Origin of the sequence: Arthrobacter sp. ZBG10 (genome assembly GCF_001238605.1) — a bacterium.
Lineage (GTDB): Bacteria > Actinomycetota > Actinomycetes > Actinomycetales > Micrococcaceae > Arthrobacter.
Map to the genome: position 1 here is coordinate 1 of NZ_LFQH01000033.1, position 17,352 is coordinate 17,352.

Annotated in this window: 18 protein-coding genes; 9 read left to right on the forward strand and 9 right to left on the reverse strand. The window is 66.7% G+C overall.

Annotated features, from left to right (window positions below; genetic code table 11):
- Positions 1 to 162 precede the first annotated feature (162 nt).
- A complete protein-coding gene (locus tag ACU18_RS08285; protein ID WP_050685073.1) occupies positions 163 to 360 on the reverse strand; it encodes a hypothetical protein in 198 nt (65 codons plus the stop codon).
- Positions 361 to 702: 342 nt separating this feature from the next.
- On the opposite strand from ACU18_RS08285, the gene ACU18_RS19900 reads away from it, so the two are divergent.
- Both ACU18_RS19900 and ACU18_RS08290 read left to right on the forward strand, forming a co-directional pair.
- Complete coding sequence (locus tag ACU18_RS19900) at positions 703 to 855, forward strand: hypothetical protein (RefSeq protein WP_164468857.1); 153 nt, start codon at positions 703 to 705, stop codon at positions 853 to 855.
- Positions 856 to 1,244: 389 nt separating this feature from the next.
- A complete protein-coding gene (locus ACU18_RS08290) occupies positions 1,245 to 1,979 on the forward strand; it encodes a GAF and ANTAR domain-containing protein (RefSeq protein WP_050685074.1) in 735 nt (244 codons plus the stop codon).
- A gap of 125 nt (positions 1,980 to 2,104) precedes the next feature.
- On the opposite strand, the gene ACU18_RS08295 is transcribed toward ACU18_RS08290, so the two are convergent.
- Positions 2,105 to 2,875 carry a Type 1 glutamine amidotransferase-like domain-containing protein gene (locus ACU18_RS08295; protein WP_050685075.1) on the reverse strand — a complete coding sequence of 257 codons (771 nt, stop codon included), beginning with the start codon at positions 2,873 to 2,875 and terminating at the stop codon, positions 2,105 to 2,107.
- An 83-nt stretch (positions 2,876 to 2,958) separates the two neighbouring features.
- Between ACU18_RS08295 and ACU18_RS08300 the strand changes: the two genes are divergently transcribed.
- Both ACU18_RS08300 and ACU18_RS08305 read left to right on the forward strand, forming a co-directional pair.
- Entirely contained in the window at positions 2,959 to 3,291 is a 333-nt protein-coding gene (locus tag ACU18_RS08300; protein WP_050685076.1) for an ArsR/SmtB family transcription factor, read from the forward strand.
- Positions 3,292 to 3,303: 12 nt separating this feature from the next.
- Entirely contained in the window at positions 3,304 to 3,801 is a 498-nt protein-coding gene (locus ACU18_RS08305) for an SRPBCC family protein (RefSeq protein ID WP_050685077.1), read from the forward strand.
- Between the two features lie 83 nt (positions 3,802 to 3,884).
- Here the strand turns inward: ACU18_RS08305 and ACU18_RS08310 are convergent, their stop codons facing one another.
- Positions 3,885 to 6,359 (reverse strand): beta-galactosidase, encoded by a 2,475-nt coding sequence (locus ACU18_RS08310; RefSeq protein ID WP_050685078.1) that lies wholly within the window; start codon positions 6,357 to 6,359, stop codon positions 3,885 to 3,887.
- A 134-nt stretch (positions 6,360 to 6,493) separates the two neighbouring features.
- On the opposite strand from ACU18_RS08310, the gene ACU18_RS08315 reads away from it, so the two are divergent.
- Positions 6,494 to 7,087, forward strand: a complete 594-nt coding sequence (locus ACU18_RS08315; RefSeq protein ID WP_050685079.1) for a J-domain-containing protein — start codon at positions 6,494 to 6,496, stop codon at positions 7,085 to 7,087.
- A gap of 161 nt (positions 7,088 to 7,248) precedes the next feature.
- Here the strand turns inward: ACU18_RS08315 and ACU18_RS08320 are convergent, their stop codons facing one another.
- Positions 7,249 to 7,794: a GNAT family N-acetyltransferase gene (locus ACU18_RS08320; protein WP_050685080.1), complete on the reverse strand. Its 546-nt coding sequence runs from the start codon at positions 7,792 to 7,794 to the stop codon at positions 7,249 to 7,251.
- Between the two features lie 59 nt (positions 7,795 to 7,853).
- Complete coding sequence (locus ACU18_RS08325; protein WP_050685081.1) at positions 7,854 to 10,034, reverse strand: transglycosylase domain-containing protein; 2,181 nt, start codon at positions 10,032 to 10,034, stop codon at positions 7,854 to 7,856.
- Between the two features lie 177 nt (positions 10,035 to 10,211).
- Between ACU18_RS08325 and ACU18_RS08330 the strand changes: the two genes are divergently transcribed.
- On the forward strand, positions 10,212 to 10,838 hold the full coding sequence (locus tag ACU18_RS08330) for a PadR family transcriptional regulator (protein WP_050685082.1): 627 nt from the start codon (positions 10,212 to 10,214) through the stop codon (positions 10,836 to 10,838).
- Positions 10,839 to 10,940: 102 nt separating this feature from the next.
- Here the strand turns inward: ACU18_RS08330 and ACU18_RS08335 are convergent, their stop codons facing one another.
- A complete protein-coding gene (locus tag ACU18_RS08335; RefSeq protein ID WP_050685146.1) occupies positions 10,941 to 12,314 on the reverse strand; it encodes an ammonium transporter in 1,374 nt (457 codons plus the stop codon).
- A gap of 318 nt (positions 12,315 to 12,632) precedes the next feature.
- A complete protein-coding gene (locus ACU18_RS08340) occupies positions 12,633 to 13,001 on the reverse strand; it encodes a VOC family protein (RefSeq protein ID WP_050685083.1) in 369 nt (122 codons plus the stop codon).
- A 62-nt stretch (positions 13,002 to 13,063) separates the two neighbouring features.
- Here ACU18_RS08340 and ACU18_RS08345 point away from each other — a divergent pair, with 62 nt between their 5' ends.
- Positions 13,064 to 13,555, forward strand: coding sequence for a MarR family winged helix-turn-helix transcriptional regulator (locus ACU18_RS08345; protein WP_050685084.1), 492 nt, complete (start codon positions 13,064 to 13,066; stop codon positions 13,553 to 13,555).
- Between the two features lie 72 nt (positions 13,556 to 13,627).
- On the opposite strand, the gene ACU18_RS08350 is transcribed toward ACU18_RS08345, so the two are convergent.
- The gene (locus ACU18_RS08350; RefSeq protein ID WP_050685085.1) at positions 13,628 to 14,422 is read right to left on the reverse strand and encodes a carbon-nitrogen hydrolase family protein; all 795 of its coding nucleotides are present in this window, start codon (positions 14,420 to 14,422) and stop codon (positions 13,628 to 13,630) included.
- Between the two features lie 31 nt (positions 14,423 to 14,453).
- Here ACU18_RS08350 and ACU18_RS08355 point away from each other — a divergent pair, with 31 nt between their 5' ends.
- Positions 14,454 to 15,110, forward strand: coding sequence for a GntR family transcriptional regulator (locus tag ACU18_RS08355; protein WP_050685086.1), 657 nt, complete (start codon positions 14,454 to 14,456; stop codon positions 15,108 to 15,110).
- A 14-nt stretch (positions 15,111 to 15,124) separates the two neighbouring features.
- On the opposite strand, the gene ACU18_RS08360 is transcribed toward ACU18_RS08355, so the two are convergent.
- The gene (locus tag ACU18_RS08360) at positions 15,125 to 16,480 is read right to left on the reverse strand and encodes an MFS transporter (protein WP_050685147.1); all 1,356 of its coding nucleotides are present in this window, start codon (positions 16,478 to 16,480) and stop codon (positions 15,125 to 15,127) included.
- 176 nt (positions 16,481 to 16,656) lie between these two features.
- On the opposite strand from ACU18_RS08360, the gene ACU18_RS08365 reads away from it, so the two are divergent.
- Positions 16,657 to 17,343 carry a DUF2848 domain-containing protein gene (locus tag ACU18_RS08365; protein WP_050685087.1) on the forward strand — a complete coding sequence of 229 codons (687 nt, stop codon included), beginning with the start codon at positions 16,657 to 16,659 and terminating at the stop codon, positions 17,341 to 17,343.
- The last annotated feature ends 9 nt before the right edge of the window (positions 17,344 to 17,352 follow it).

Below are 17,352 nucleotides of genomic sequence, written 5' to 3' on the forward strand. Positions count from 1 at the left end.
TGTTCCTGCGTGTACTTTCTTTTCCCCGACGCTTTCCTGATTAAAGACGGCACGGTCGTTGCAACTCCCAAAATCTAGGGGTGTTGCAACGACCGCTAGAACCCAAGGAGGTGCCGGCGTCGTCCGCTTCAGTTGCGTGGCAACCGGGTCCGTTGTGGCTGCTTAGACGGAGGCGAGGACCTTGGCGTCGTGGCGGAGGCTCAGCGTGAAGGTGTTGGGGCCGCTGCAGGTCACGGCGATGCCGCAGGTGGTGGTGTTGTGCAGGGCGGACATGTCGCTGACCGCGGAATCAATGGTGTGGTGCAGGGCAGCCTTGTCCCAGATTTTCAGGGTCACGGAGTTAGTGGCATCGAACGTCATTATTCAACTTCCATTTCTTGCTGGTGGACGGCTCGGCGCAGGGCCGGGGCCGTGTCCTCGACGGTGAGGACAAAAGTGTGGGAAAGCGCGTTCCCGATACTTCAATGGTGCCTGCCCAACTTGCCGATGGCAACCGTTTTGGGGCCGATGTGACCAAACACACCGGCAGTCCCGGGTTGCCGCGGACAGGCTGGAGCGTTACGCACTGTTCTTCAATAGTGCATAACCGGGAATTGACGGCTCAACCTAAAAGGGGTTTGTTGCGGGTGAGACTGATCACGTTGGGCGGCCCCGAGATCAGCCGACGGTGTGGTGCCCGGTGCCAAGGCATATGCTTCAGGCATGGGAATTATCATCACACTGCTTATTATCTGGCTGGTTCTTTCAGTCCTCGGGTTCGTCGTCAAGGGCTTGCTGTGGCTGGCCATCATCGGCCTGGTCCTCTTTGTCGCCACTGGCGTCTGGGGCTGGCTGAAGCGTAAAACCCGGGCTTAGTACCCGCACCATCAACAGGACGCAGCAGCCGGTTTCGTCTTCGAAGCCGGCTGCTTCTCCATGTGTGGCCGCAGTTCCGCGTGCCGCGGTTGCCGGGACGCGCCCACTCGTCGAAGTGGGTGTTGAATTCAGGATGAGCACCTCTTCTGCATCCCCGTTGAGGTCCAGCGGGGCGGCCAGGATGGAAGGGGGGGCCCCGGTGGCGGCTGCGGCCAGGAAATAAGGTTCCCAGCGGCGCTCCCCGGAGGTCAGGCACCAGCTCTGTGGACCGGGTGCGCAGGGCCTGCCCGGGTTGGGGATACGGGCCGGTCCCGTGACGCCAACCAGGGCACCAGGTCCGCTGCCCTGGTTCCGCCGTCCTGTGGGCGGGGCGACAGTAGGATGGCTCTATGTCGAGTTCCATTGATAGCCAGACCGCAGCGCAATTGCAGGAGATCCTGGTGGGTGCCGACGATGCTGTCGAATTCCTCTCCGGCCTGGCCGGCATGGCTGCGGCGGCTGTCTCGGAGGCGGCCGGGGACACCATCGAGTGCGCCATCACCCTGAAGTTGCACCGCCGTCCCGTCACGGCTGCCGGCAGCAGCGCCCGCGCCATCGAGCTGGACCATGTGGAGCAGGCCTTGGGCGATGGCCCCTGCATCATGGCGCTGCGGGAAATGTCCACCGTCCTGGTGGCTGACGTGTCCCTGGATGCCCGCTGGCCCTTGTATATGCAGAAACTCCTGGACGTCAACATCCATAGCACCCTTGGTGTCCCGCTGGAGATCAGTGGGGGTGCCGGTGCAGCGCTGAACTTCTTCGCCACAAGGCCAGACGCCTTCAGTCCCGACGTGTACGAAAAAGCAGAGGCCTTCGCGGCTGCAGCCAGCAACACCCTGCAGCTGTCGGTGCGGCTCCGGACAGTGCAGGGCAGGGCCGATGACCTGGAGGCCGCCCTGGAAAGCAGGACCGCCATCAACCTGGCCTGCGGCGTGATCATGGCGCAGAACCGGTGTTCCCAGGAGGAAGCCATGGCCATCCTCACCAAAGTGTCCGGCAACCGCAACCGGAAGCTCCGCGATGTTGCCAAGGAACTGATCGAGCAGCTTTCCGGCAGTCCCGTCCGGACCCACTTCGACACTTAGTCGTCAGTAGATCCCGGCAGCACTGGGTTGTGCTGGGATCATATTTCGGTATCGGCGGCTACTGCTGTCAGGTATCTTGCCGGCCATGTGGAGGCTGACGACGGCGGCCGCGCCCCGTGCTGCTGTTAGGTGCCGTGCCCGGCCACGCGGAGGCTGACGACGGCGGCCGCCCCCGGTGCGGGCAGCCCGCCCGCCACGTCCTCCCGCCGGAAGTCCCAGCACCGTCCGGTGCCGAGTACCTCGTAATCCGCGTTTTCGGTTGTTGCCAGCACCAGTGCCGTACCCTCGTCGATGGCCACCATCCGGTCCACCAGTCCGGCGGCAACGGCGCCGGCCGCCCGGCTCACGGTACCTGCCTGGGCGGCGTGCACGTCCACAGTGAACGGTGCCAGTCCCAAGCCGGCGCGGACTTCGACGTTGTCCAGGCCCTCGGAACATCCCGCATCGCAGACCTCGACGCCGTCGATGCGGTAGCCGCCGATGAGCGCGGCACCCGGCGCCACCATCGCCCCCGCGGAAAAGCCCAGATAGGACGCACCGCCGGCCACCAATCGCGAAATTTCTGCACCGGACCCGCTGAGCCCGGCCAGATAGGCGGGTGTCTGTCCGCCGCCCACCATCACGGCGTCCACGTTGTGGAAGGAAGTGGGGCTGGCTGGGCGAACGGCCCCGGCCGTCCCGTCCTGCCGCAGCAGGACGGGAACCACCTCGCAGGCAATCCGCGCCTCCAGCGGGTCAACATAGGCGGGTAGGGCTCCGGCCGGATCCCTGCCCGCTGCGTGGAGCACCAAAGCGATCCGGGCTGGCCGGTGGTGCGGAAGTGCGCGGACAAAGTGGTCAAACACGGCGGGAAAGCTGCCCGGATCCGGAGTGGATCCCGCTAGGTAGATGCCCATGGCCCTCAACGTACCGGACGCCGGCACGCCTTGGTGGAAAAAACCATTGACATGGGGTGGGAGAAGGAATATCGTACAACCAAATGGTTGTAGATCAGCTCCGAGAAACCGAATTGGACCGCCTCTTCCAGGCGTTCGCCGATTCCACCCGCCGCGACATTGTGCGGCGGGTAACCGTCACCGAATATTCGGTTTCCGGCCTGGCTGCCCTCTACGCCATGAGTTTCGCCGCAGTCCAGAAGCATGTGGCGGTGCTGGAGCGGGCTTCCCTGGTGACCAAGGAGAAGCGCGGAAGGGAGCAGATTGTGCGGGGCAACCATGAAGGCCTGCAGAAAGCCCGGTGGCTGCTCGATGAATATGAACAGGTCTGGCGGCAACGGGCCGCCCGGATCGCGGACATCCTCGCAGAAGAGTAGGAAGGCAATGCCATGTCAGTCATCAGTTCCACCAGAAATCCGGAAGCCCTAAGCTTCACGCTGGTAGCCGAGTTTGAGGCCGGTGTGGAGCGCGTCTGGGAGCTTTGGGCCGACCCCCGCCAGCTGGAGCGCTGGTGGGGACCGCCCACCTGGCCCGCCACCTTCGAAAAGCTTGATCTGGTTCCCGGCGGCAAGGCTAACTACTATATGACCGGGCCGGACGGCACCAAGGCTCACGGCTGGTGGGAGTTCACACACGTCGAGTCGCCCGCCCGGCTCGCCTTTGACGACGGCTTCGCGGATGAAGACGGAAACCCCACCGGTGACATGGGTATCACCCGGGCAACCGTGACCCTGGAACCGCTGGGGGACCGGACCCGGATGACCGTCCAGTCCACCTTCGAATCGGAAGAGCAGATGGAACAGATGGTCCAGATGGGCATGCAGGAAGGCATGACCGAGGCCATGGGGCAGATCGACGCCATCCTTGCCGAACACGCAAACGCCTGACCGCTGAGCGCTGGCATGGCAACGCGCAGCTAATGGCCGGCACCCGCTACGCGGCGCTACTGGCCGGCACCCGCTACGCGGCGCTACTGGCCGGCACCCGCTTCCAGCCAGCGGTGCCAGTGGACCAGGCGGACTGAGTCCAGGGCCGCGAGGTCACCGTCGGTGGCCTCGCGGCGGACCCGGGCCTCGACCGGCAAGCCCACCTGCGCCTCCGCATGAAGCGGAAGGATCTGCAGGGTTACGGCAGAACCCGGAGTGATGCCTGCGTCAGCAAGGTCCAGGACCCAGGGCGAACCGTCCCAGAACCTGTCCGCCACGGGCACCCCATCCACCAGGAGCTGGGCAACATCACCCGCCCACTCCATTTCGAGCTCGGTGTGATGCCCGTCCACCCCCTCCACCGGGAAGGACAGTGAGTACTCCGCGGCCAGTTCGGCGATCGTCTCCGGCGACGGTGCCGCCGCGCGGTTGGCTGCCGAACCAAACGACGCCGGTACCGGCGCTGCAACCCGGGTCAAGACCGCTGGCACGACCCTTGGAACTGCGTCGTTGCCGGCCTGGAATCCGGGAACCTCTGCCTCCGCCGGCAGAGGCACCGCGACATCCACTCCGGCGAATCCGCGCCGGTCGGGGCTGTACCGCTGCAGCGACGGCCGGCCCTGTGAACGCCCGGCCAAGCCGCCGGGCACCGTCCACACCGGCTCGTCGGACAGCACCAGCTCCCCGGCCAGCACCCATGCCTGGTCCGCGGTCTCCGCGGGGAGCACCAGGATGTCCAGCGTGCGGCTCCCGTCCACGGCGGTGAGAAGCTGCGGTTCCGCCGGGGACACCCGCCAGACCCCGTCAGCACCGGGACGAAGACCGGCCTCGGGAAGAAGACCGGCATCGGAAGCGAGACCGGCGCCCGAAGCCAGGCCGCCTGCCTGGTGCTTCCCGGCCGGGCCGCCAGGGACGCTGTTATGGAGATCGATGCTGCTGACAGTCGTTCCCGGCGCGAACTTCAGGTCCACCGGGATGCCGTGCCCGGCGGCCAGCACCAGGGTGGGCACTGTGGAACCGGGATCCAAGATGGTCAGGGGAGTAGCTGTGGCCCAGTCGATCCGCACGCCGGCCACCGTGAGGTTCACCGGCCAGCAGGCGATGGTGCCGGCGGGAATGTCCACTGGCGCCGCCGGAAAGGTGACGGTCCCGGCGTCGAGCGTTACCTCAAACTGCGCGCCCCGGCAGGTGTCCAGCGGGACGTGCGGCTGGTGCCAGGTAACAAAAACAAAGCCGGCGGAGCCGTCGCTGCGGAGGGCCCAGCGGAGGGTGGCGGAGTCGTCCACCCCGGCGGGCATAACGGCGGGAAGGGACGACGGCATCAGTGCCAACCGGTCGCCGAACGCAGCCAGGAACGCGTGCTGCCTGCGCAGCGCGGCAAAACTGCCGGCCAGCCTGCCGGTGGCACCGATCGGGGCGTGGAAATCGTAGTCGAAACGCGGCAGGTCGTTGGGGTAACCGGTGGCCTGGGACTCCTGCAGCCCGTCACCGGGGTTCCGGCCGCCGGCAAACATGTAGTAGCCCTGCCAGGCGGAGCCGTTGCCGATCTTGTTGGCCGCCACAGCCGCCACATCCGCGCCCTGCGGCCGGGGCCGGCGCTGGTAGGCGGTGGCCATTCCGCCTGCCAGTTCGCAGGTGGCGGGCGGGAAAAGCGCCGACGCAGCCCTGGGAGCGGCGGCCGGACCACCGGCGCCCAGGTGTTCGCGCAGGTCGGCGCCGATGCCGGGGTCGTCCCAGGAATGGCTGAAGAAGAAGTGCTCGCGGAACGTGGGATCCCACGGAGCATCCGCATCCACCCAGAAACCGTCGCCGTACCCGCCGAAGAGCGGCAGCACCTCGCCTTCGGGCAGCTCCGCGCCACCCCAGGCCGTGGCGGTCCAGATGGGGGCCGACAAGCCAGCTGCCCGGGCCAGCCGTTTCAGGGTGATGAGGTGACCGGGCTGGTCGTAGAGTTCATTTTCCAGCTGGATGCCGATCACGTTGCTGCCGGCACCCACCAGGGGGCTCAATTCCCGGCCCAGCAGCCCGAACCAGGCTTCCACCAGGGCAAGGTAGGCGGGATCGTCGGTGCGGTGCTGCACGTCCGCCGCCTGTACCCAGTCCGGGAAGCCACCGTTGCGGACCTCACCGTGGCACCACGGGCCGATCCGCAGCACCACGTCCAGGCCCACCTCCGCGCATAGGGCTACAAACGCCGCCACGTCCAGGTTGTCCGCGAAGCCAGCCCGGCCCGCGTCGGGTTCGTGATGGATCCAGAACACGTATGTGGCCACTACAGTGATTCCGCCGGCCTTTATCAGGCGCAACCGCTCCTCCCAATGCCGGCGGGGGACCCGGCTGAAGTGCAGCTCACCGGACACGGGAATGGCCGGTGCGCCATCAACTTCGACGTGCCGGTTGGTGAGCCGGTACCGCTTATGCCGGTCCTCGGTGTTGCTCATGTCGGGCTCGGTCAGCGGGGTTTCCCAGGGCTGGTGGACGACGCGCAGGGCAGCCGGGCTGCTGGTGTGGTTGGGCATGGCACCGAGTATTCCACAGGAAAAGCGGTGCCGGGAAGCGCTTTCCCGGCCGGTCTGCGGCAAGCCGTTGAACCTTGCGGCCTGCTTCGAAATACTGGAGGGCAGGAAACCGGATCGAGGCAGGGGGTGCAGGTATGGGCAACGGGTCAGCGGAATTCCGGAAGCGCCTTGAACGGGCGGCGGAAGCGCGCTCCTACCGCGGCGCCGGCATCACCCCTGCGGAGGAGACCGCCCTGGCGGCCCGCGAAGAGTCCGAACGCCAGAAGCGCAGCAAGGTGGGCGATGCGGCCCGGGCTGACTATCTGGTCCGGGATGCGATGGCGCAGGGCAAGTTCGACAACCTGAAGTACGCGGGCAAACCCATCCCGGGGCTGGGTGAGCAGTACGACCCCGACTGGTGGGTCAAAGGGCTCCTGGAGCGCGAAAACATCAGCGGCATGGGGCCGGCGGCCATTGTGCTGCGCAGCGAGGACGCCGGCTTGGACACCAAACTGGATGCCCAGTATTCGGAGCAGCAGGTCCGTGACCTGGTCCTGGACTTCAACCGGCGGGTGGTGGACGCGCGCCGGCAGTTGCAGGGCGGCCCGCCCGTGGTCACCATGACCCGCGACGTGGAGACGGAAGTGGAGCGTTGGCGGCAGCGCCGTACCGCCCGGACCGCGGACCAGCCACCGGAACCGCAACCATCCCGGTCCTGGTGGCAGCGGCTGCGGCGGGGTTCCACGTAAGTGGGCGGACGACGGCGGGTGGCGGCGGCCCTGAAACCATCCCGGTCCTGGTGGCAGCGGCTGCGGCGGGGTTCCACGTAGGTGGGCGGACGACGGCGGATGGCGGCGCCGTCGTCGGACCCGCGGCAAAGTGCCGCTGCTGTGAGCCGGCGGCTACGCGGTCAGGGCCGTTCGGCGCCGGATGCCTGCAGCCCGAACAGTTCGCAGGTGGCGTTGTAATACCTGTCGGTCCGGCCTTGATGCGCCAGCCCGATGCGGGCGCAGACCCGTTGCGACGCGGCGTTGGCCGGGTTGGTGACCGCCACAACGGCCGGCAGCCCGTGCCCGAAGGCGTACGCCAGGACAGCTGCGGCCGCCTCCGTGGCGTAGCCCCGGCCCCAGGAACCAGGATGGAAGTGCCAGCCGATCTCGGTATCTCCGGACGGCTGCAGGGGGACCGGTCCGGACGCCGGAATGGACTTCAGCAGCAGCGTGCCCGCCAGGGTCCCGGCCTCCTTCACTTCAACAGCCCAGACCCCATGGACGGGGTGGTCCATGGTGCGCCACGCGTTGATCCGTTCGGTGGCCTCGGCTGGATCGACCATCACCCGCGGCGTGCTGCCGATGAACCGCTGCACATCCCAGCGCGAATACAGGTCCAGGACAAAACCGGCGTCGCCAGGTTCCCACGGGCGCAGCCGCAGCCGGGCGGTCTCAAGGGTTTGCATCGTCCCATCCTGCCAGCAGGAGCAGCTGGCGCGTCCGGCTGCCGGGCCCGGCGGCACTGCTAGCGGCGGGGGCTGGGCGTGGGCGTGGCCGGCGGCGGTGGGGGAGGTGGGGGTGCCGGGAACGCCCCGGTGGGGAACAGCGGTGCCACCGCCAGCATGTAGTTGGCCCACTGCGGGCCCGCGATCATGTAACCGTCCAGCCTGGGGTAGAAGGTTCCGTTGATGGTGACGTTTTGGCCCGGCCGGCTCTGGCCTTCCAGCGCATCGCCGAAGAAGGACGCCGTGGCCAGGCCGGTGGTGTACCCCACCACCCAGGTGGAGCCGTTGTTGTTGGACGTCCCGGTTTTGGCAGCCACCGGGAAACGGGTGTGGACCTTGGGCTGGATCCACACCCCCGAGCCCATCTTCATCACATCCTGGAGGACGGCATTAACGCCGCGCGCCACGGCCGGCTTCACCGCGTCCCGGCACTCCGTGGGCTGCACGGGCAACTGGCCACCCGCCGCGTCCCGGACCTCCAGGAGGGCCACCGGGGTGCAGTACCGGCCGTCATTGGCGAACGTGGCGAAGGCGTTGGCCAGATGCAGCGGCGCGACCCCGATGGCACCCAGCAGGTTGCCCAGCTGGTGCATGTTGATCTGGGCGCCGTCCAGCCCGCTGTGCAGGCCCACCGTGTCCACCATTTTCTGGATGCCGCAGAAATCCAGTTGCGCAGCGGTGGCGAACGTGGCGGTGTTGATCGAGTTGTACAGGCCGTAATTGATGGGCATGGGCCGGTAGAAGCCGGGTTCGGAGTTCTGCAGATCGTCCGCGGCCCCAAATTCAGGGTTGTTCTGCGCCGTGCTGTAGGCCCCCAGCACCCGACCGCAGGTGGACCGCCAAGGGAAGCCAAGGGGGTAGACCCGCCGGGAGGCATCGACCACGGCGGTGCCGGACTTGCCCTCGTTGAGCCACTCGGCAAACGTGAACGGTTTCATGGTGGATCCCGGCTGGAACCCGCCGGCCCCGTTGAGGTCGTTCCCGTCCGGATCCCTGGCGTCGACGTTGAAGTTCAGCTGCGTGTCGAACCTGCCGGGCTCCGGCAGGAACACCGTGTTCTGGGCCATGGCCAGGATCTTTCCGGTCCCGGGCTGGATGGACACCAGCGCTGCGCCCCACCGGTCCGGATTTTCCCCTGCCGAGCTGTCCACCTGGACCTGCGCCGCCGCCTGCAGCCTGCTGTCCAGGGTGGTGACGATGGTCAGGCCGCCGCGGTACAGCGTCCGCTGGCGTTCAATCAGGCTGGCCCCGTACGCCGGATTGTTCAGGATGAGGTGCGAGATGTAGTCGCAGAAGTACGGCGCCTGGACTGCGTTGGCGCAGCCCTGCCGCTGGGGATTGAGGACCAGTTCAATGGGGGTGGCTACGGCGGTGTCGTGCTGTTCCTGCGTGATCTTGCCCAGCAGCAGCATCTCCGCCAGTACCTGGTTGCGCCGCACAATGGACTTCTCCGGGTTGACCGCAGGGTTGTAGTACGACGGGCTGTTGACCAGCCCGGCAAGCAGCGCCGCCTGGGGCAGGGTGAGGTCCTTGGCGGTGGTGCTGAAGAAATACCGCGACGCCGCCTCGATCCCGTAGGCATCGCTGTTGAAAAACACGATGTTGAGGTAGCCCTCCAGGATCTGGTCCTTGGAGAACTGCTTCTCCAGGGCGATGGCAAGCTTCATTTCGCGAAGTTTGTCGCCCATGTTTTTCTGGCCGCTGAGGATCACCTCGTCCGGGCGGTCCTGCGACAGCCTGGATTCGTTGATGACGTTCGTGACGTACTGCTGGGTGATGGTGGAGGCGCCCTGCTGGCCGCCCTTGGTCAGGTTGGACATCACTGCCCGGACCACGCTTTGGACGTCAACGCCGGCGTGTTGGTAGAACCTGCTGTCCTCGATGGACACGATGGCGTCCCGGACGAACGGGGACATCTGGTCCAGGGGGACGCGGACCCGGTTTTCGGCGAAGAAGACGGCGATCGGCTGGCCGTCTGAGGTGAGGACCTTGGTGGATTGCGACGGCGGTGCCACCGTCAGCTCCGCGGGCAGGCTGTCGAAGAAACCGATGGAGTTGCTGACGCCCATGCCCGCAGCCGCAACGGCCGGTACCACGAGGCTGGCGGCCAGCACCCCGCAAATGCAGCTGACGGTGAGGAATCCCACGAAGGCGGCCAGGATGGCGGCAACCCTGCGCGTCAACGTCCGCTTCTTTGTCATCGGCCAGCCCTCGAGCTTGATGGTGGGATCAGACTACGCCGCAGGGGGCAGCCGATCCAGCGTCCGGCCGGCGCAGGTGCTGATTCGGCAGACCTCTTGACTTGGCGATAGTTAACGATCTATCGTTAACTATCGCTGAAGAAATCAGCGTTAGTTATCTTGAAGGGACATGCCACCATGAACGGCAATTCTGAAAACACCTTTGCAGGCCCCGAGTTCGGTAGGGGCAAATTCGAGCGCGGCCGTGGCCGCCGGGGGCCGCATGGCCACCGCGGCGGCGGCTTCGGACCCGGCTTCGGCCCGGGTGCTGGCGGCGGCTTCGGGCCCGGGTTTGGTCCCGGCTTCGGCCCGGGCTTTGGCCGCGGACCCCGGCGGGCCAGCCGCGGCGACGTCCGGGCCGCTATTCTTTCGCTCCTGGCCGAGGCATCCTCCAACGGGTACGGCCTGATCAAGACCATCGCCGAAAAGACCGACGGTGCCTGGCGGCCCAGCCCCGGCTCCATCTACCCCACCCTGCAGCAACTGGTGGATGAAGGCCTGATCGCGGCCCTCAGCGAAGGCCGCGGAACCGAGTTCACCCTCACGGAGGCCGGCCGCGCCTACGTGGCCGAGCATGCGGAGGAGATGGAGAACGCCTGGAACTCCGGGGCGGAGAATCCGGACCGGGACTTCCACCAGAGCATCGGCAAGCTGATGGCCGTCGTCCACCAGTTCCGCAGCGGCGTCACGGCTGAACAGCGTGCAGCGGCCCAGGAAAAAATGGATGAGACCCGCCGCGCGCTTTACAAGATCCTGGCGGACTGAGTGCGGGTGCAGGTTGTCGGTCGCGTCGTTGCCGGAGCAGGCGTTGTTCCGCCAGCGCCGGCCGGTAAGCCTGGGCTTGTCCGCAGATCGGAGCCTTCAGGCCTAGGTCTGCCGGACAAGCTCCGGATTGCTGCCCTGAGCCGGGCTGCCCTGAGCCGGGGTGTCGTGCGCGGGCGTGCCGGCTGAAGCACTGGCTGATTCGGCTGCCGGAGTGCCGGACAGCATGGCCCGCAGCGGGCTGAAAGCGGCCCCCATCTCGCCGAAGGCGTAGGCGGTCTCTGCGTGCTCCGACAGGTCCACGCCCGCGGTTTCCGCCTCGTGGCTGACACGGAAGCCCACAGTCCTGTTGATGACGCGGCCGATCACCAGTGTGCCCAGGCCGGACAGCAGCAGCGTGATCACCACGGCCGCGGACTGCGCTATGAGCTGCTGGAAGCCGCCGCCGTAGAAAAGGCCGCCGCCCTGGCCGTCCACCGGAAGGGCGATGAATCCCAGTGAGAGCGTGCCCACCAGGCCGGCCCCCAGGTGGACGCCCACAACATCCAGCGAGTCGTCCAGGCCAAACCTGTACTTCAGGTCCACAAACACCGCGCACGCAGCCCCGGCCACCAGGCCCAGGCCGATGGCGGCCACCGGGCTGATGTTGGCGCAGGACGGGGTGATGGCCACAAGCCCGGCCACAACGCCGGAGGCCGCACCCAGCGACGTGGGGTGTCCGTGGCGGACCTTTTCCACCACCAGCCAGCTGAGCATGGCGGCCGCGGGGGTGACCAGGGTGTTGATCCAGATCAGTCCTGCCTGCTCCACCGTGGTGGCGGCGCCGCCGTTGAAGCCGAACCAGCCAAACCACAGGATGGCGGCACCCAGCATGATGAAGGGCACGTTGTGCGGCCGGTGGTTGGGATCCTTGGCGAAGCCGTGGCGCTGGCCAACAATGAGCGCCAGGACCAGGGCCGCGGTGCCGGAGCTGATCTCCACCACTGCGCCACCGGCAAAGTCGATGACCTGGCCGAACTCCGCCGTCACGGCGCCGTCGGGGCCCATCAGGCCGCCGCCCCAAATCATAAAGGCCAGTGGGCAGTAGACCAGGGTGATCCATACCGGGACAAACAGTGCCCAGGCGCTGAACTTGGCGCGGTCGGCGATGGCGCCGCTGATCAGTGCCACGGTGATGATGGCGAAGGTTGCGCTGTAACCGGCCTTCATCAGGTCCGGAGAGCCCATCAGGTTCTGCAGTCCGAAGCTGGTGAACGGATTGCCGAAGAGACCCAGGATGCCCTCGCCGGTGGTCATTGAATAGCCCCAGAGGATCCACACCACGCCAACAATGCCGGCCGAGATGAAACTCATCATGATCATGTTCAGGGCAGCCTTGGCGCGGGTCATGCCGCCGTAGAAGAGGCCAAGACCGGGAGTCATCAGCAAAACCATCGCGGCCGAAATCATCAGCCAGACGTGTTGGGCAGTGATCTCCACCGGCAGGTCCCTTCGAACGATTGAGGCGGGGCGCTGCGTGGCCCCGTGCATTTCCCCCGTCGTCCATTTTTGGCGCTGCGTGTTTCGAACAGTGCCCCGCAAAGTTGCGCCTGTGTTACACAAAGCGCCCCGTTGTGAAGTTCGCATGTCGGGAATGTTTCGTGCGCGTTAACGCGCCCCGACCAAGCGGTCCCCGAATCCTGGCCGGGGCGGGCGAAGGCCCCGGGATCAGGGGTGGGCCTGGCCGCAGCAGGTGAGGCGCCGGCGTCGGCCGCCAGAATGCCCAACGTTTCCCCGGCATGAACGGCGCCTCACGTCCTACGCCTGGTCGTGGAGGGTGATCCGGTAGCCGTCGGGGTCGGCGAAAGTGAACGTGCGCCCGAAGGGGCCGTCAATGGGCGCCGAGGTGATGGGATGGCCGTCGGCGGCGAGGGCGTCATGGATGGCCTGGACGTCCGTGGCGTGCAGCCAGATTGCCGCGCCGATGCCGGGGTGGGGGACGGACGCCAGGTCGGTGCCGGGAACGAGGTCCCGGAGTGCGAAAGCGATTGGGGCCGTTTGGAAAACGACGGCGTGGGGAGGGCCCGCCGGTGACCGGACGAGGCCCAGGTACTTCTCATAGAACGCCTGGGACGCGTCAAGATTGCGGGCTTGGAGGGAGATGAAATCTGGGCCGGTGACGGGCATGGATTGCTGCTTTCTCGTGTGTCAGTTATCTGACATCGATTAACATATGTCAGAATACTGACATGAGTCAAGATGGGATCGAGCTGGAAACATCGTTGGGATTCCTGCTGAAGGAGGCGTCCAGTGCCCTTCGTTTTGCCATGGAGGCGGAGCTGCGCCCGCTCGGCATGACGGTGACGCACTATTCGTGCCTGGAACTGCTGGCGCAGCGGCCCGGCCTGTCCAACTCGGAACTGGCCCGCGGGGCGTTTGTGACGCGGCAGTCGATGAACGTGCTGCTGCAGGCCCTGGAGCGGGACGGTCAGGTGGCCCGGCCGGCGGCGGCCCGGGTGGGGAAGGTCCTGCCCACCCAGCTCACTCCGCTTGGCAGGAAGCGCCGTGAGCAGGCTAGCCAGGCTGTCAGGGCGGTCGAGGTCAGGATGCTGGCCGGCGTAACGCCGGAAGACCAGGCGGGTGCTGCCAGGATCCTGCGGAGCATGATCCGGTCGCTGGTCGGCGATGGTGCCGATGGCAACGACGGCGCTGAGGCTGGAGACAGCGGGCTGGGGCAGTAACAGAGGCGGGGAACGCCCGACGGCGGCCGCGCACCAGGGTGCGCAGCCGCCGTCGTGAATCCAAAAGTGGAGTCAGAACGTCCGGGCGTTGGCGAGGACGGGGAGCTTTTCCCGCACGCCGGCCACGGTTGCGGGATCGATGTCCACCACGGCGAGGCCCGGCTCCCCGCCGAGTGTTGCGAGTGCGGAGCCCAGGGGGCTGATGACGGCACTGTGGCCGATGCCCGTGGGCGCGGAACCGGCGGGACCGGCGCCGGTGGTCTCGGGATCGCCCTGGCCGCACGCCACCACAAACGTGGTGCTGTCCAGCGCACGGGCCCGCACCAGCAGGTCCCACTGTTCGGCCTTGCCCTCGCCGGCTCCCCAGGACGCGCACACGATGTTGACCTGCGCGCCTGCCTTGGCGTTGGCTGTGAACAGGGCGGGGAAGCGGACGTCGTAGCAGGTGGCCAGGCCGAACGTGGTGCCGTTGAGCTCGAAGGTCACAGGGGTTTCGCCGGCGTCCACCGTGTTGGATTCCGCAAACCCGAAGGCGTCGAAAAGGTGCACCTTGTCGTAGGCGGCGGCCAGGCCCGGCCCGGCCACCAGGAGCGTGTTGCGGACCTTGCCGTCCTTTCCGGGGGTGAACATTCCGGCGACAATGGCGATGTCCAGTTCCTGCGCCAGGTTCCGCACGCTTTGTGCCCAGGGTCCGTCCACGGGTTCGGCGATGTCTGTCAGGGAGTGCCCGAAAGCCCGCATGGCTGCTTCCGGGAAAACCACCAGTTCCGCGCCGGCCGCCTTGGCTTGGGTGGCGTAGTCCCGGATCAGGTCGAGGTTGGCGGCGGTGCTCTTACCGGTGATGATCTGTGCGACTGCAAGGCGCATGGATGGCTCCAATCTGTTGTATACATAATGTATGGGAAAAGTGTCGGGTTTGGCCGCGTCGGGGCGGGAAAAGGCCTACGCGCATCTGCGCGAATACGTGCTGACCGACCCCGAGCTCCAGGGCCGCTTCCTCAATGAGCAGGAGCTCGCTGCCGAGATCGGCGTCTCCCGCACCCCCGTCCGCGAAGCGCTGCTGCTCCTGGTCTCCGACGGCCTGGTGGAACTCATCCCGCAGCGGGGCGCCTATGTTCCGCCCGTCACCGGCCGGGAGATTTCCGAGCTGATGGAACTGCGCGGCGTCCTGGAGAGCCACGCGGCCCGCCTGGTGATCGCCGAGCAGTGCGTTCCGCAGCAGCTGATGCAGGAAACCCTTGACCTGCAGGCCCGGGTCCCCGAAAACGGCCAGGCGGCCGACGCCCGCGAATTCATCCGGCTGGACACGCTCTTCCATCAGCAGCTGATCGACGCCGCGGGCAACGAACTCATTTCCCGGACCTACAGCAAACTCCATGTGCGCCAGATCCTGGTGGGCGTGGCCGCCTTGTTCCGCACGGGCGGCCGCCGCCAGGCGGTGTGCGCCGAACACCAGGACATCCTTGATGCCCTGGTGGCCGGCGACGCCGGGCTGGCGCAGGAGTCGATCGACCATCACCTTGCGGTGACGCGGGACCTCCTGCTCCGCTCCTGACGGTTGGATCGGACTCAGCGGGATTCGCCGACGCCGGCCGCCCGGTCCGCGGTTCCGGTGCCTTCGAGCAGCAACCGGTAGTCCTCATCCTCCACGGTGTTTGAGTCCCGGCCCAGCGCCAGTCCCACCACGGTGACGGCGCCCGCGACGGCGACATAGATTGCGACGGGGATCCAGCTGCCGAACTGGGACAGCAGCAGCGTGAACATCAGCGGGGCGATGGCGCCGCCGATCACACCGGCGAACGTGTACGCCAGCGAGCTGCCGGTGGACCGGAGGCGGGGCGAGAACTGCTCCACGATGAACGCCGCCTGCGGGCCGTACATAAAGGAGTGGGCCATCAAGCCCAGGACGATGCCGACAATAAGCATCGGCTGGTTGTCGCCGCCCAGGATGCCGAAGAAGACAAACGTCCACACCGCTCCGAGGATCGCGGCCACACCGTAGACGGCGCGGCGGTTGAACCTGTCAGACACGGCGCCCGCCAAGGGAATCATGAACAGCTGGAAGGCCGAACCGATAAGGACGGCGGTGAGTACCTGGTTGCGCTCGTAGCCGAGCGTTTGGATGCCGTAGGTCAGGGTGAACACGGTGAAGAGTGCGTAGAGGACGTCCGGACCCACGCGGCTCAGGATGGCGGCGATCAGCGGGCGGAGTTCCTTGCTGAACACTTCGCGGACCGGGGCGCTGGGCTGTTCGCCGTGCGCCTCGATGGCTTTGAAAATGGGAGTGTCTTCCAGCTTGAGCCGGATCCAGAGGCCGAAGCCCACCAGGACGGCGGAGACCAGGAAGGCGATGCGCCAGCCGAAGCTGATGAACTGCTCCTCGGTGAGGGCCAGGGTCAGGATGGCCAGGGCGCCGTTGGCCAGCAGGTTGCCGGCGGGCGGGCCCACCTGTGCTGCCGAGGCCCAAAAGCCGCGGCGGTGCGGGTCGCCGTATTCGCTGGAGAGCAGGACGGCGCCGCCCCATTCGCCGCCCACACCCACACCCTGGGCGAAGCGCAGCAGGACCAGGATGATGGGCGCCGTGATGCCGATGCTGTCATAACCGGGCAGGACGCCGATCAGGACGGTGGCCACCCCGATGATCATCAGCGTGGTGACCAGGACCTTCTTGCGCCCGATCCGGTCCCCGAGCCGGCCAAAGATGATGCCGCCCACGGGCCGGGAAACATAGCCCACCGCATAGGTGGAGAAAGCCAGGATGGTTCCGGTAAGGGGGTCCGAGGAGGGGAAGAAAACGAGGGGGAAAACAACTGCTGCAGCTGCCGAGTAAACGGCGAAGTCGTACCATTCGAGCGCGGTGCCGGTCAGGCTGGCGGCGAAGGCCTTGTACAGGCCTTTGGGGTGGACGGGCTTGGGGTGCGGCATGGTGCCCGGAGCGGGGTAGTTGGTCAAGGAGTGCCTCCACAGTGATTTTTGGAAGTGACGCCTGTCACGCTGGCGTTAAATGTATACATTACGCATACTGGATGTACATTGGCGACTGTTTACGGTTTCCGATGTGTTAATTTTCCGCCCGCAGCACCGAAAAGGACTGATCAACCATGACGCTTCTCAGCTTCGAACTTCCCGATGGCAGCACCACGGACGTCCAGGTCACGAACCTCCTAAACGCGGGCTACGCGGGCAGGGAGCAGGACGAGGTCCAGGCGCACATCGCCGAACTGGCGGAACTTGGGGTCCCGGGTCCCAGCACCACGCCGGCGCTCTACCCGGTTTCGCCGTACCTGGCACAGCAGGTTGCCGAAGTCCAGGTCCAGCACGCCAGGACCTCGGGCGAAGCGGAATGGGCGCTGGTCATTACGGCGGACGGCGTGCTGCTGACAGTGGCGTGCGACCACACCGACAGGGCGCTGGAAGTCCACGGCGTTGCCTGGAGCAAAAACGCCAGCCCTGATGTCCTGGGCCGGAAGGCGTGGTGGCTGGACGACGTCCGGCCGCACCTGGACCAGATCACGCTCAAGGGCTGGGTGGGGGCAGGGGATACCCCGGACACGCTGATCCAGGACAGTTCACTGGCGGCGCTCCTGACACCTGACTACTGGCTCGAAGTCCTTGCGGAGCGTGGCCTGAACAAGCCGGGCACCGTGCTGATCTCAGGCACGGTGGCCATGACCGCGGGGGTGGACCAGTTTGCCCGCAGCTGGAAGGTGGAGCTGGCGGACCCGGTCACCGGGCTGGCAGTCGACGCCCAGTACGTGGTGGCGGAAATGGCGGAACCGATCGGCTGACCCGGCCCG

Bases quoted from the DNA above. Each gene is read 5' to 3' on its own strand.
- ACU18_RS08285 (WP_050685073.1), bottom strand. From the start codon at position 360: ATGACGTTCGATGCCACTAACTCCGTGACCCTGAAAATCTGGGACAAG.
- ACU18_RS19900 (WP_164468857.1), top strand. From the start codon at position 703: ATGGGAATTATCATCACACTGCTTATTATCTGGCTGGTTCTTTCAGTC.
- ACU18_RS08290 (WP_050685074.1), top strand. From the start codon at position 1,245: ATGTCGAGTTCCATTGATAGCCAGACCGCAGCGCAATTGCAGGAGATC.
- ACU18_RS08295 (WP_050685075.1), bottom strand. From the start codon at position 2,875: ATGGGCATCTACCTAGCGGGATCCACTCCGGATCCGGGCAGCTTTCCC.
- ACU18_RS08300 (WP_050685076.1), top strand. From the start codon at position 2,959: ATGGTTGTAGATCAGCTCCGAGAAACCGAATTGGACCGCCTCTTCCAG.
- ACU18_RS08305 (WP_050685077.1), top strand. From the start codon at position 3,304: ATGTCAGTCATCAGTTCCACCAGAAATCCGGAAGCCCTAAGCTTCACG.
- ACU18_RS08310 (WP_050685078.1), bottom strand. From the start codon at position 6,359: ATGCCCAACCACACCAGCAGCCCGGCTGCCCTGCGCGTCGTCCACCAG.
- ACU18_RS08315 (WP_050685079.1), top strand. From the start codon at position 6,494: ATGGGCAACGGGTCAGCGGAATTCCGGAAGCGCCTTGAACGGGCGGCG.
- ACU18_RS08320 (WP_050685080.1), bottom strand. From the start codon at position 7,794: ATGCAAACCCTTGAGACCGCCCGGCTGCGGCTGCGCCCGTGGGAACCT.
- ACU18_RS08325 (WP_050685081.1), bottom strand. From the start codon at position 10,034: ATGACAAAGAAGCGGACGTTGACGCGCAGGGTTGCCGCCATCCTGGCC.
- ACU18_RS08330 (WP_050685082.1), top strand. From the start codon at position 10,212: ATGAACGGCAATTCTGAAAACACCTTTGCAGGCCCCGAGTTCGGTAGG.
- ACU18_RS08340 (WP_050685083.1), bottom strand. From the start codon at position 13,001: ATGCCCGTCACCGGCCCAGATTTCATCTCCCTCCAAGCCCGCAATCTT.
- ACU18_RS08345 (WP_050685084.1), top strand. From the start codon at position 13,064: ATGAGTCAAGATGGGATCGAGCTGGAAACATCGTTGGGATTCCTGCTG.
- ACU18_RS08350 (WP_050685085.1), bottom strand. From the start codon at position 14,422: ATGCGCCTTGCAGTCGCACAGATCATCACCGGTAAGAGCACCGCCGCC.
- ACU18_RS08355 (WP_050685086.1), top strand. From the start codon at position 14,454: ATGGGAAAAGTGTCGGGTTTGGCCGCGTCGGGGCGGGAAAAGGCCTAC.
- ACU18_RS08360 (WP_050685147.1), bottom strand. From the start codon at position 16,480: ATGCCGCACCCCAAGCCCGTCCACCCCAAAGGCCTGTACAAGGCCTTC.
- ACU18_RS08365 (WP_050685087.1), top strand. From the start codon at position 16,657: ATGACGCTTCTCAGCTTCGAACTTCCCGATGGCAGCACCACGGACGTC.